This window comes from Salipiger sp. (genome assembly GCF_059781815.1).
Map to the genome: position 1 here is coordinate 1 of NZ_JBYNAH010000009.1, position 13599 is coordinate 13599.

Consider the following 13599-nt stretch of genomic DNA (forward strand, 5'->3'; position numbering starts at 1 on the left):
CGCAACCACGTCCTCGCCGGGGCCGCTCATCATCATCGGCGAATAGTTCGCCAGCGCCTTCTTGCCGGGCGCCAGCGCGTTGACCCGTCCGGGGCGCGGGTCGAACCAGTTGACGCCGTTGTTGAGCAGGATCCCGGTCTGCGGCGAGACCACGCCGGAGCCGAAGAGCGACAGCAGCGTCTGGGTCAGCGAGACCGTCATGCCGTCGCGGTCGACGACGCTGAAATGGGTCGTGCAGGAGGGCAGCCGGCGCTCTGCGCCGTCGCCCAGCACCGAGAACCGGTGGGTCCATGCCGCGTCCAGCGCATCGCAGGCGGCCAGCACATCCTCCGGGCTCGGCACCTCCGAGACCGGCTTGGCGCGCGCCGCGAGCGTGCGCATGGCCAGCGCCACCGTCACACCGCCATTGAGCTCGGGCACGATGTGCAGGGTATGATCGCGGTAGGGCTCGGAGGCCGCCTCGGCAGCCACCGCCTCGAACCCGGCCAGATCCTCGACGGAGAGATAGCCGCCAAGCGCCTGGACATCTTCGGCGAGCGCCTCGGCGAGCGGGCCCTCGTAGAGCGCCGACGGCCCCTTCTCAGCGAGGGTCTTCAGCGTACCGACCAGAGCCGGATTGGTCATCCGCGCGACCTTGCCGCTCACCGCGGCGGGGCTTGCCAGCGGCAGGCCGCCGGGCAGGAAGATCCCGGCGCAGGCCGGGTTGCGCGACAGCCGCGCCATGTCCTGCGCGATCCAGGCGGTGGTCTGCGCATCGACGACCGGTCCGGCCTCGGCCAGCGCGATGGCCGGCGCCAGAAGATCGGCCCAGGGCAGCCTGCCGAAGCGCTCATGCGCGACCTCAAGCCCGCGCAGCAGCCCCGGGATACAGATCGACTTCGCTCCGATCACGTTGCGATCCTCGAGCACGTTGGGCCAGCCGAAGAGATCCGCGTCCTTGCCCTCGACGAGCGGGAAATCCGCCGGATCGAGCCTGCCCGGTGAGCAGGCGCCCGCGTCGATCGCGGTCACCGCCTCGCCCAGTGGCTTGACCAGCATCGCGCCCACGCCGCCGACACCGCTCATCCACGGCTCGAGCACGCCGATGGCGAAGGAGACGGCGATGGCCGCGTCGACCGCGCTGCCGCCACGGGCGAGGATGTCGCTGCCGATCTGCGCCGCCTGCCGGTTCTGCGAGACGACAATACCGCCCTCGCTGCGTGTCGCGGGTTTGGATCGCACGATCCGCCGCGAGAGGTTCGGGGAGCGGATGTCGGTGATGGTCTGTGTCATGGGTCTTCTCGTGCCAGTGTGTCGCGCGGCGCTCCGGTCCCGGTGCCGCGCCGGTATTCATCAATCGTCGCGGGCATGCCGCGCCGGGGCCCGGTCAGCCCGGTTCCGTCGCGCTCATCTCTGCAACGGTCGGGCCGTTGGGCCTCAGCCGGAGGTCCTCCGGCAGGTTACGCCATGTCCAGTCGGTTGCGCGCATCATCATCTCGCCCGGCGCCAGCGCGGTCAGGATCTCTCCGGCGATCGGCCGAAAATCGGCGCGGAAATGGATCGCGCTCTTCACCACCACGATGTTCTCGGTTTCGGGCTCTATGCCAAGGAAGCGAAACATCTCGCGGTCCGCAAGCTGCGTGACCTGCGAGCCCACCGCGATGCGCACGCCGCCGATGCGCAGGCAGGCCGAGAGGCCGAGCTCCATGTTGCGCACGCCGTAATAGGGGCCCGAGGTCCTGAGCCGGCCATCGGAGATCGCCTCGACGGTGAACACCGCCTCGAACGGGCTGTCGCCCTTTGCAGGCGAACGCCCGCCAAGCGCCAGACGGATCTCGGCACCGACGCCCGCATGGTGCGCGGCCCGCGCCGCCTCTGGATCGTGGAGGATGCCGAGGCAGGCGCCCTGCGCATCCTGCGCCACCAGTGCCTTCAGAAGCCCCGTCGTATCCGAGCTGCCGCCGGCACCGGGATTGTCCTGCGCATCGGCGATGATCACCGGGCGGATGCCCTCGGCATTGAGCGCCCTTGCCTTCGCCACCGCCGCATCTGCGTCGTAGAGCGGCCCGCGGAACGCCTCTTCCGCCGCGAGAACCGCCGCGTTCATCGCGTCCGCCGCCGCGGCGGCCTGTTCAGGCGTCTCGCCATAGGCCCAGACCACCGGGCTGCAGCAGGCGATGTCGGCGGCCGGGAATCCCATCGTGTAGGACACCGAGACCGCGCCGCCCGGCCCCTCGAGCGCCGCCACGCGCTCGTAGAGCCCCTTGGCAGGCGCGTCTTCCGTCGATTGCCAGCAGATCGGCTTGAGATAGGGGATCCGGTGCATCGCCTTCTCGAAGGGCCGCCCGTGCGCGACCCGGCGCTTGAGAAGCCCGTGCGCCCGGCGTCCGGTCTCGGCCATGTCGACATGGGGGTAGGTCCGGAAGGCCAGCAGCGCATCCGACAGCGCGACCATGCGCTCCGAGACGTTGGCATGCAGGTCGAGGCTGACGATCACCGGGATCTCGTCCCCGGCAACCGCGCGCACCCGCTCGAGCAGCGCGCCTTCGCCGTCGGGCGCGTGCTCGGCCACCATTGCGCCGTGCAGATCGAGAAAGATCGCATCGGCGGGCAGCGCCGCGCGGATGCCCTCGACGATCTCCCCGGCGAAACGCTCGTAGGTCGCGCGGGTGACGAAGCCCGAGGGGCAGGCGGCGGCCCAGAGCAGGGGCACGATCTCGTCGCCTGCGGCAGAGGCGGCCTCGATTAAGCCGGCGGCGGCCATGTTGACGCCGGGGCCCAACTCGTCGAACAGGGCGTCTCCGTAGCACAGCGGCGGATAGCCTCCGCCATGCGCAAAGGCGGCCTCGTCGGCGCGGCTGGCGGCGAAGGTGTTGGTCTCGTGAAGGAAGCCGGCGAGAAGGATCCGCATGGCGGGGCGCTCCTGAGGTTGTGTGCCGCGGTCAGGCCGGGGCCATGCCCGGCATCGCCGTGGCGGGCCGGAAGTTCTGGAAATCCCAGTCGGGCGCCGGGGCCGCGTCGATCAGCGCGCGGGTGTACTCGTGGCGCGGATTGGCGAGCACGTCGCCCGCCGCCCCCTGCTCCACGATCCGGCCCTTCTGCATCACCACCACGGTGTTGCAGATCTGCGCCGCGACCCGCAGGTCATGGGTGATGAACAGGATCGACACGCCGGTATTGGCGCGGATGTCCTCGAGCAGCCGCAACACCTGCGCCTGCACCGTCACGTCGAGCGCCGAGACCGCCTCATCGGCGATCAGCAGGTCGGGCTTCATCACCACGGCGCGCGCGATGGCGATGCGCTGGCGCTGGCCGCCGGAAAACTGGTGCGGGTAGCGGTTCATCACCGAGGCCGGCATGTTCACCAGCTCGAGCGTCTCGCCCGCGCGGCGCCGCGCCTCGCCCTCGTCGATGCCGTAGTTGATCAGCCCTTCCATCAGCGATTGCCCGATGGTTCGCCGCGGGTTGAGCGAGCGGTAGGGATCCTGGAAGATGTACTGGACCTGCTTGCGCACGTCGCGCAGGCGGCGCATCGGCACGATGTCCTGCCCGTTCACGACGACCGCGCCCTGCGAGGGATCGGTCAGCCGCATGACGCAGCGCGCCACCGTCGACTTGCCCGAGCCGGACTCGCCGATGATGCCGGTGATCTCGCCCTTGTGGACGGTGAAGCTCACCTCCTGCGCCGCCAGAACGGACTTGTCCGAGATCAGCCCCTTCTTGCCGTAGCGCTTGAACAGCTTGACCACCTCGAGCACCTTCGGCTGCCCCTGCACGGGGGTGCAGCGCGGGATCAGGCTCGGCACCGACGAGACCAGCATGCGGGTGTAGTCCTGCCTGGGCGCGGTCAGGATCTCGTCCCGGGTTCCGGTCTCGACCAGCTCACCACGGTTCATCACCACGATGCGGTCGGCGATCTCGGAAACCACCCCGAAATCATGGGTGACGAAGACCACGGCGGTCTTCTCCTGCTCCTGAAGCTCCTTGATGAGATAAAGGATCTGCTTCTGCGTGGTCACGTCGAGCGCGGTGGTGGGCTCGTCCGCGAGCAGCAGGCGCGGTCGCAGGATCAGCGCCATGGCGATCACGATGCGCTGGCGCTGGCCCCCGGACAGCTCGTGCGGGAAGGCCTTGTAGATGCGCTCGACGTCGGGCAGGTGCACCCGCTCCATCATCTCGAGCACTTTCTTGCGGCGCGCCGACGCGCTGTCCTTGGTGTGCAGCCGCAGCACCTCGTCGACCTGCTCGCCCACGGTCTTCACCGGGTTCAGCGCCGTCATCGGCTCCTGGAACACCATTGCCACACCGGCGGCGCGCAGCTCGCGCATGCGCGCCGGGCTGACCTTCAGGACATCCTCGCCATCGAGCAGAATGCGCCCTTCGGTGACCTGCAGCGCGTCTTTCGGCAAAAGCCCCATCACCGCCATCGAGGTCACGGATTTGCCCGATCCGGATTCGCCCACCACGCAGACCGTCTCGCCCTCCTTCACGTCGAACGAGATGTCGCGCACGATCGGCTTTCGCCCGGCTGGCCGGGTGTTGATGGTCACGCCCTCGACGGAGAGGACGACTTGGGATTGGTTTGCTGTCGTCATTGGCTTCGGTCCTTCCGTCAGAGGCGCTTGGCCATGCGCGGGTCGAGCCGGTCGCGCAGCACGTCTCCCAGCATGTTCACGCTGAGCACGGTCAGCGACACCATCACGCCGGGATAGAGAATGAGTTCGGGCTTCACGAGGAAGTAGACCCTCCCGTCGGCCATCATGTTGCCCCAGGAGGGCGTCTCGGGCGGGACGCCCGCGCCGAGGAAGCTGAGGATCGATTCCGTCATGATCGCCGAGGCGAAGATATAGGTGCCCTGCACCAGCAGCGGCGCGACGGTGTTGGGCAGCATGTGGCGCCAGACCATCTTGAGCGCGCCGGTGCCGAGCACCGAGGCGGCCTCGACATAGGGCTCGCTGCGCACCCCCATGATGACCGAGCGCACCATGCGGGCGACGCGCGGGATCTCGGGGATCGAGATCGCGATCAGCACGGTGGTCAGCGTCGCGCCCGAGATCGCCACGAGCGCGATTGCCAAGAGGATCCCCGGGATCGCCATGAGACCGTCCATGAAACGCATGACGATGATGTCGGCCCAGCGGAAATAGCCGGTCAGCACGCCGAAGAAGATCCCGGCGGCGACCGCGATCACCACGGTGCCGGCTCCCACGGCGAGCGAGATGCGGGCGCCGTAGACGACGCGGGAATAGACGTCGCGCCCGTAGCTGTCGGTGCCAAGCCAATGCGCCGCCGAGCTGCCCTGCAGGCGTTGCGACGGATCGAGAAGGACCGGGTCGACCGTTCCGAGGAACGGCGCGAGGATCGCCATGGCCACGATCAGCACGACCACGGCGGCCGAGATGCGGGCCGGCCAGCTCGACAGGACCGCGCGGATCATCGCGGAGAGGCCGCTGTCGTTCTGGGCCTCGGCCATGTCCGGCAGTTCGAGCTCGGTCTGTGCCGGGGTGGTAGGGGCGGTGTCGGATGTCATGTCGTATCCAGGTCTGGGGGGCGTGCGGGCGCCCGTCGTTCGGGTCTGGTCGGCCGGGTGAAGACGCGCCCGGCCGGAACAGCCGCCTCAGTAGCGGATGCGCGGATCGAAGAGCCCGTAGAGCAGGTCGACCGCGAGGTTGATGAAGACGTAGATGGTCGAGAACAGCAGGATCACCGCCTGAATCACCGTGTAGTCACGCGCCAGCACCGCCTCGAGCACGAGCCGCCCGAGGCCGGGGATGTTGAACACCGACTCGGTCACCACGACGCCGCTGATCAGCATGGTGATCGACACCCCGATGATGGTGACAATCGGCACCGCGGCGTTGCGCAGCGCGTGTCCCGTCATCACTCCGCGCTCGGTCTGGCCCTTGGCGCGGGCGGTGCGGATGTAATCCTCGCCCATCACCTCGATCACGTTGGTGCGCACGATGCGCGCGATCAGCGCGATATAGGGAAAGCTCAGCGCCACCGTCGGCAGCACCAGCCGCGAGGCAAAGGCGCCGAACCCGTCCGAGAGCGGCTTGTAGCCCTGCACCGGGAACCAGCCGAGATGCCGCGCGAAGATCAGGATCATCACGTAGCCGATGATGAAGACCGGCACCGAGAAGCCCAGCACCGAGCCCGCCATCACCAGCCGGTCGAGCCATTTGCCCTGCTGCCACGCGGCAATCACGCCAAGCGGCAGCGCAACGGCCACGGCAAGAAGGATCGTGGTGATCGACAGTGCGATGGTCGGTCCGAGCCGGTCCAGCACCAGCTCCGTCACCGCCTTGCCCGAGACCAGCGAGACGCCGAAATCGCCGCGGGCGATATCGCCGAGCCAGATGAAGAGCTGCTCGAGCAGGGGGCGGTTCAGCCCCATGCTCTCGCGCAGATCCTGCAACTGCTCGGTGGTTGCGTTCGGGCCGGCGATCATCACCGCCGGATCGCCCGGCGACAGGCGCAGCACCATGAAGACGATGACCGCCACCATGAACAGCACCGGGATCGCCGAGAGAACCCGTTTTACAACGAAGCCAAGCATGCCCGGCTCACTCTGCCTTCTCGACGTTCCAGAACACCGGCGCTTCGGCCTCGACCAGACCGCTGAGCGAGGACGCGTAGGCGCTGGTGTTGTAGAATTCGCCCATCGGCACCATCACGCCGTTGTCGATCACCAGCTTGTCGATCTGCTGAGCAAAGGCCTTCTGCTCCTCGGGATCGGCGCTCTCGGCGATCTTCATGCGCAGCTCTTCGATCTCGGGCACGTCGGGCCAGCCGAACCACGCCGAGTCGCCGCCGGCGGCGACGCCGATGAAGCCGATCGGGCTGCCCACGTCCGGCAGCACGTTGGTGGTCGAGAACATGTTCCAGCCACCTTCGTCGAGCGGTGCCTTGGAAGCGCGGCGGGCAACCACCGAGGCCCAGTCCATCGACATCATCTCGACCTCGAAGCCGGCATTGCGCAGCTGCTGCGCGATGACCGGACCCTGCGGGTTCAGCATCAGCAGGTCGGTCGCATGCATCAGCATGATCGGCGTGCCGTCATAGCCCTCGGCCTCGAGGATGGCCTTGGCCTCTTCCGGATGCGCCTCGATGATGTCCTCGGCACGGTAGTCGTCGGCATAGATGCTGCCGCAGCCGAACACGGCCGCGCAAGCCGCGCCGTTCGGCGAACCGGCGCCGACCTGGGCGTCGAGCATCGGCTGCTGGCCGAGCGCCAGAAGCACGGCTTCGCGCATCTTCGGATTGTCGAAGGGCGGGAGCGTGTGGTTCATCCGCGCCAGGTTCTGGCTGCCCTGCTTCTTGACCACGCGGGTGGCGATGTCGGGGTTGCCCTCGATGATCGGCAGGAGGTCCGGCGGCACCTGCTCGACGAAATCGATCTCGCCGGACATCAGCGCGTTCATCGCGGTCATCGGGTCGGGCATGGTGGTCCAGACCACTTCATCGACCTTCACGACCTTGCCGCCGGCCATGCCGTCGGAGGGTTCGTCACGCGGCACGTAATCTTCGTACTTGGCGAAGGTGGCGCTGACGCCCGGGCGGTAGTCGTCTTCCACGAACATGAACGGGCCCGAGCCGATGGTCGAGGTGATCGGCTCGCTGATCGGGGTCTCGGCCGCGGCCTTGGGCAGGATGAACGGCGCCAGGCCCGAGGGCTTGGAGAGCGCGATCAGCGCAATGCCGGTGGGCTCGGCGAAACTGAGGGTGAAGGTCTTGTCGTCGACCACGGCCATTTCGGAGAGCAGCGAGGCCATCACCTGGCCGGTCTTGTCGACCTGACTCCAGCGCGACAGGCTGGCCACGGCGTCCTCGGCGGTCACCGGGCTGCCATCGTGGAAGGTCAGACCGTCACGCAGGGTGAAGGTGTAGGTCTTGCCGTCCTCGGAGACCTCCCAGCTCGCCATCTGCGGCTGCGGCGTGCCTTCGGAATCGCGCGCCAGAAGCGTGTCGTAAACCATGTAGCCGTAGTTGCGCAGGATGTAGGCGGTGCTGATCACCGGGTCCACGGCACGCAGCGGCGCGTGCATGACAGCGGTGACGGTCTGGGCTTGCGCCGCGGTGCCGGAAACCCCGCCAAGCGCGAGAGCGAGCGCGACCGCGCTCACAAAGCCGGAGCGGCCATTACGGGTGAACATTCGGAAACTCCCTGATGTATGATTTTTTTGTTGCCGATGGACGATTGTCGACAATCGCCAAGACAAGGATAGGGAGAACTTTTGAAGCCTGGCAATCTCAAATCCGCCAAAGCGCCGGCCTGCGGCAGCAAAAAGATCCAGAGCGCTTAAAAAGTAGAATTACTATATTTTTCAATCACTAAGATGGATGATTCTGCCCGCAATATGGGCAGGGCACAGCAGCAGGCGCGCGGATCAGCCCTTTCAGAGCCTATCCGCGACCCCGGCGCCGCCCTAGGCGCGGCTTTGCAACCCTGCCTTGCGCACGGCGCAGATCAGGCCGGCTCGGTGCCACACCACTCGGCGATGAAAAGCGCCATCGACTGGGTCGTCTTGCAGAGCGATTCCAGGCTCACCGCCTCGTCGAATCCGTGGATGCTCCGTGCCTCCGGCCCATAGCAAAGCGTCGGAATGCGGTTGTAGAGCGCGTAGACCCGGGCATCGAGATAGGCCGGCGTGATGACGGCCTGCAGCTCCGATCCGAAGGCGCTTTGATGCGCCTCTCCCAGCACCGCCTCGGCATCGGAGCCCGGCTCGAGCACGTAGCCCTCGGCATTGAAACCGTTCTGGGTGAAGACCGGCAAATTCTGCGCGAGGAAAGGATCTTTGCGGGCGAAGGACATGGCGTGGCCGACAATTTCGGCCAGCTTGTCCTGCGCCTTTTCACCCGGGTAGATCGACACCCGCACCTGAAACCGACACCAGGCCGGCACCGAAGAGCCCCAGTCGCCGCCCTCGATGCGTCCGATATTGAGGTTGATGGGGTGGTCCATCTGGGCCAATTCGGGATGATCGCCGCGCGCGTCGTTCCAGCGCTGCTCGACCTCGCGCAGCGCGTTGATCAGACGGTAGGCGGAATCGATGGCGTTGTTGCCGCTTCCCATTTCACTGACATGGGTCGGGTAGCCGCGGACCAGCACCTCGAACCACAGAACGCCGACATTCGCCCGCGCCAGCTTCTCGCCTTCCGGCTCGGGGATCAGCGCGGCGTCGGCGGTGTAGCCGCGCAGGAAGGTCTGCAGCGCCCCATTGCCGGTGGACTCCTCCTCGACCACCGATTGCAGGTAGACCGGCGCCGCCGGTTGGAGCCCGATCCGCCGCAGGGCCTCGAGCGCGAAGACATTCGCCGAGGCGCCCGCCTTCATGTCGCCGGCGCCCCGCCCGTACATCCACCCGTCGCGGATCTCGCCGCCGTAGGGGTCATGCTCCCACATCTCGAGCGGACCGACCGGCACCACGTCGAGGTGATGCTGCAGGATCAGCGACCGCCCGGTCTGGGTCTTCGGGTGGTGAATGCCGACCACGATCGGCGCCCGGGAATGGGCGTCGGAGAACGGCGCCCCGCCCTCATGGGCGGTAAGCGCCGCCTCATCCATCTCGAAGCGGTCCATCTTGAGGCCGCGCGCCGCAAGATCCGCGTAGAGGAAATCCTGTATGGCGAACTCCTCGCCGCGCTGCGAGCGGAACGAGACGAGCTTTTTCAGGTAGGCGGTCTGCTCGGCGAAGCCCGCCTCGACCGCGCGCAGGATGTCTTCGCGAAGGGTGTCGTCCAGTGCCATCTCGGGTCCTCGTCGGGTGGAATTGGTGGGGACCGCCGCGGCGAGGGCCCTGCCCCCGGCGCGACGGAGGGGGTCAGGCGCAGATCTCGGTCAAGACCTCTTCGGTCGCCGCGAGCAGCCACGCGACATCCGCCTCGGTGAACACCAGCGGCGGACGGATCTTGAGGATGTTGCCGTCCGGGCCGGTGGCCGAGATCAGCACCCGGCGGGCGCGCAGCGCGTTGACGATGGCGCTTGCGGTAGTCGCGTCGGGCGTCTTTGCCGCGCGGTCCGAGACCAGCTCGACACCGACATAAAGCCCCGCCCCGCGCACGTCTCCGATCACATCGAAACGCTCGGCCAGCTTGCGCATGCCGGTCTGGATCTGCTCGCCGCGCAGCTTCGAATTCGCCTGCAGCTCTTCCTCGCGGATCACGTCGAACACCGCCTGCGCCGCGGCCATCGCCACGCCGTTGCCGCCGAAGGTGTTGAAATAGCGGGTATCCTTGCCAAACCGTTCGACGATTTCCGGCACCAGCGCGAGGCCGGCGACCGGGTAGCCATTGCCCATCGGCTTGCCCATGCTGACGATATCGGGATCGACCCCGTGGCGCTGGTAGCCCCAGAACGCATCGCCGGAGCGCCCAAAGCCGCTCTGGACTTCGTCAGCCACGAAAAGCCCTCCGGCCGCCCGCACCGCATCGGCCACTGGGCCAAGCACGTCGGGCGTGGCGTAGATGCCGTCCGACGAGAACAGCGAGTCGGCGATGAACGCCGCGAGCCCGTTGCCGTTGCGCTTGAGATGCCAGGCCTGCTCGGTCACCGCCTCGGCCATACTCTGGCCCAGCGTGGCGGGATCGGCGCGGTAGCTGTCGGGCGCGGGCACGGTGCGCACCCAGGTGCCCAGCGGAGAGGCCTCGCCGAGCGACGCCGAGAACCCGGCGGTGAGCTCGGAATTGCCGTGATAGGCCTCGCGCGTGATGATGATGCCGTCATGCCCGGTGTAGTGCTTGGCGATGCGCATCGCCAGGTCGTTGGCCTCGGAGCCGGTGCAGGTGAACATCATGTGCCCCTCTGCCGCGATGCGCCCGCCGAAGGTCGGCAGCATCGCCTCGGCATAATCGAGGATGCCTTCCTGGATATAGCGGGTGTGGGTGCACAGGGTCTGCAACTGGCGGTGCACCGCCTCGATCACCTTGGGATGGCAATGCCCGACCGAGACCACGTTGTTATAGGCGTCGAGATATTCCTCGCCCTGGCTGTCGAAGAGCCGCGTGCCCGAGCCTTCGCGCAGTTCGACCGGATCCTGGTAGAATAGGCGATAAGCCGGGCCGAGCAGCCGGGTGCGGCGTTCGATCGCCTCGCGCCGCAGCGGATCGAGCGCGGCGAGGCTGTCGGGATTGAACGCGTTCACCATCTTGCCGCGGGCGGGAATGGAGGAAGACATGCGGATCCTTTCGGAAGTGGAGGCTGGACGCCGTCAGAGAAAAAGGTCGGAAAGCTGGTCGGGGCTGTGGGCAAGGAACCAGTCGAGCTGAGCCCAGCCCTGCTCGGTGTTGCGCAGGATATAGGTCTTATTCTCGGGGAAGCTGCGGGCCCGCCACAGCGAGATCATCGCCCGGGCGATGATCCGCCCCAGGACGAGGTGCGGCAGGAGGGACAGCTCCTCTTCGGTGAGATCGGCAACCTCGAGATAGCCCGCCAGAAGCTGCCTTGCCGCCGCAAACAGATCCTCGACCGGGTTCTGCGCGGCGTCCCGCGGCAACTGGTTGAGCATCGCCGTGGACAGGTCCACCGCGATCGCGGTCTCGACCGCGTCGCCAAAATCGATGATGCCCGCGACCTTCGGCGGCGTGCCGCGCTCGAGCAGCAGGTTGGAGCCGCTGAAATCGTTGTGCAGCACCTGGCACCGCAGCGCCCGGATGCGCGGCATCTGCTCGAGATAGCGCGCGAAGGCCAGCTCGAGCTGCGCCTTCTGGCGCGGGTCCTCGATATCGTCGAGCAGCATGGCAAGCTCGGGAAGATGCCGCACGTCCCAGGGCGTGACCCGTCGTGCGGCGGGATGATGGAAACCGGCCAGCGCAAGCCGCAGCCGCGCCCCGACGCGCCCGACCTCGCGCAGCTCCTCAGGCTCGGGCCGGAAGCTGTCGAGCAGGACACCATCGAGATAGCTCAGCAGGCGAACGCGCCGGAGAGCGCCCGAGCCATCCGAGATTTCGGGGCACAGCACCCCCTCGCGCGTGGCGAAGACGCGCGGCACCGGCAGCGTTGGATCGGCCTCCTCGAGGTGGCGCAGAACCGCGACCTGAAGGTCGATCTCCTCCTGGCTCTCGCCGGGATTGGCGATCTTGAGAACGTATTGCGCGCCGTCAGCCGCGGTCAGCCGGAAGGTATCGTCCTTCTCGGTCGCAAAGCGCTTGAGCTCCCCCTCGAGACCGTAGAGGTCGCGCGCAAGCGCGGCGCCATCCTCGACGGTCATCGAGTGGAACGGTGTCGAAAGGGCGCCGATGTCGATGGCGCAGCCTGCGCGGCTCTGAACGGTCATCTATCCTCGTCGTGGTAAGGCTGGAGGGCGCCGCGGCAGCACGGCGGAAACGGGTGGATCATGCGGTCATGCCCCGAGGGTCATGAACAGCCCGGCCAGAAGCCGGGTCCGCGGCACGATGCTGTCGATGTCGATATATTCCTCGAGCGTATGGAGCCCGGCCCCCGCAACCCCGAGCGAACAGAGCGACGGGATGCGCAGCGCGCCGGAAAAATTCGCGTCCGAGCCGCCGCCCGCGGAAACGTAAGGGAGGTCCATACCGATCCCGGCGGCGAGCCCCTTGGCAATTTCATAGAGCGCCATCGTCTCGGGCTGTTCGTTTTCCCAGACCGGGCGGAGAACGGTGGTCTCGACGGTGAAGGCGACGCCGTTACGTTCGCCGGCGAGCGCCAGCATCTGCGCGACGCCCGCGTCGAGATCGCTCTGCTTCTTGGCCATCGACAGGACCTGCGCCCGCGCGAAGCTCGGCACGCAGTTGACCCATTGTCCGGAGGTGACATCATTGACCGAGAAGGTGCAGTCCTCTGTGGTCATCTCCTCGATTTCGAGGATACGGCGCGCCAGTTCGCGCACCGCCGAGACCCCGCCCTTCACATCCGCGCCGGCATGGCTCGGCTTGCCCGAGCAGGTGATCTCGTAGCGCGCGATGGCGTAGCGCCCGGTGGTGACGGCATTGCCCGCATGCGCCGGCTCGGGGCAGAGGAAGTAGCGGTTTGCCCGGGCCTCTGCCTCGATGAGTTCGCGTGTCGCGGGCGAGCCGATCTCCTCGTCCGGGGTGAACAGAAAGGTCACCGGAAGCGGCGTCTGAAGAGCGCTTGCGGCGATCTTGCGCATCGCCTCGAGCGCGATGTAATTGCCCGATTTCATGTCCATGATGCCGGGGCCGTAGGCGCGCCGGCCCTCGATGCGGAACGGGTTCTTGGCCAGCGTGCCCACCGGGTGCACCGTATCCATGTGCCCCGAGACAAGGATGCCGGGCTTGCCCTGATCCGGGTGCGGCATCCGCGCCCGCACCGAAGGGCCGCAGCCCATGCGCCCCGGGATGATCTCGATCGTGGCGCCGATCGCGGCGCATTCGAAGGCCACGAGTTCCATCATCCGCGCCAGCGCCGCGGCGTCGTAGCTCGGGCTCTCGCATTCAATCCAGGGCTTCAGGCCCGCGACGATCTCGTCGGCGTTGAAATCGAGTTCGGGGAGCATCAGCACGTTCCTTTTCTGGCGGCGCCGTGTGTCGGCCCGTTGGGTCTGCATCACCGGCGGGATCGAAGCTGCCGGAGGCCGCCATCCCCTCCCCGGTCCGCCGGACATGCCGGAGCGGGCCGCTCCGGACGCGGTCTTGCCC

At 67.4% G+C, this 13599-nt stretch carries 11 protein-coding genes; 1 reads left to right on the forward strand and 10 read right to left on the reverse strand.

The window, feature by feature from the left end:
• From AC6RA4_RS01975 to AC6RA4_RS02000, 6 genes are all read right to left on the reverse strand, one after another.
• Positions 1-1272: gamma-glutamyltransferase (locus AC6RA4_RS01975; protein ID WP_500156879.1), on the reverse strand; the 1272-nt coding region annotated here is incomplete at its 3' end.
• A 94-nt stretch (positions 1273-1366) separates the two neighbouring features.
• Entirely contained in the window at positions 1367-2890 is a 1524-nt protein-coding gene (locus tag AC6RA4_RS01980) for a M81 family metallopeptidase (protein ID WP_500156881.1), read from the reverse strand.
• Between the two features lie 31 nt (positions 2891-2921).
• Positions 2922-4574: a dipeptide ABC transporter ATP-binding protein gene (locus tag AC6RA4_RS01985; protein ID WP_500156883.1), complete on the reverse strand. Its 1653-nt coding sequence runs from the start codon at positions 4572-4574 to the stop codon at positions 2922-2924.
• 17 nt (positions 4575-4591) lie between these two features.
• Entirely contained in the window at positions 4592-5509 is a 918-nt protein-coding gene (locus tag AC6RA4_RS01990) for an ABC transporter permease (RefSeq protein WP_500156885.1), read from the reverse strand.
• Between the two features lie 87 nt (positions 5510-5596).
• Positions 5597-6538: an ABC transporter permease gene (locus AC6RA4_RS01995; RefSeq protein WP_500156887.1), complete on the reverse strand. Its 942-nt coding sequence runs from the start codon at positions 6536-6538 to the stop codon at positions 5597-5599.
• A 7-nt stretch (positions 6539-6545) separates the two neighbouring features.
• Complete coding sequence (locus tag AC6RA4_RS02000) at positions 6546-8135, reverse strand: ABC transporter substrate-binding protein (RefSeq protein ID WP_500156889.1); 1590 nt, start codon at positions 8133-8135, stop codon at positions 6546-6548.
• A 14-nt stretch (positions 8136-8149) separates the two neighbouring features.
• Between AC6RA4_RS02000 and AC6RA4_RS02005 the strand changes: the two genes are divergently transcribed.
• Positions 8150-8317, forward strand: coding sequence for a hypothetical protein (locus tag AC6RA4_RS02005; protein ID WP_500156891.1), 168 nt, complete (start codon positions 8150-8152; stop codon positions 8315-8317).
• A 132-nt stretch (positions 8318-8449) separates the two neighbouring features.
• Here the strand turns inward: AC6RA4_RS02005 and AC6RA4_RS02010 are convergent, their stop codons facing one another.
• The 4 genes from AC6RA4_RS02010 to AC6RA4_RS02025 form a co-directional block, all read right to left on the reverse strand.
• A complete protein-coding gene (locus tag AC6RA4_RS02010) occupies positions 8450-9733 on the reverse strand; it encodes an ArgE/DapE family deacylase (protein ID WP_500156893.1) in 1284 nt (427 codons plus the stop codon).
• A 73-nt stretch (positions 9734-9806) separates the two neighbouring features.
• A complete protein-coding gene (locus AC6RA4_RS02015) occupies positions 9807-11159 on the reverse strand; it encodes an aspartate aminotransferase family protein (protein WP_500156895.1) in 1353 nt (450 codons plus the stop codon).
• Positions 11160-11192: 33 nt separating this feature from the next.
• Positions 11193-12257, reverse strand: a complete 1065-nt coding sequence (locus AC6RA4_RS02020) for a phosphotransferase (RefSeq protein ID WP_500156897.1) — start codon at positions 12255-12257, stop codon at positions 11193-11195.
• A gap of 66 nt (positions 12258-12323) precedes the next feature.
• Complete coding sequence (locus tag AC6RA4_RS02025) at positions 12324-13457, reverse strand: M20/M25/M40 family metallo-hydrolase (protein WP_500156899.1); 1134 nt, start codon at positions 13455-13457, stop codon at positions 12324-12326.
• Positions 13458-13599 lie beyond the last annotated feature (142 nt).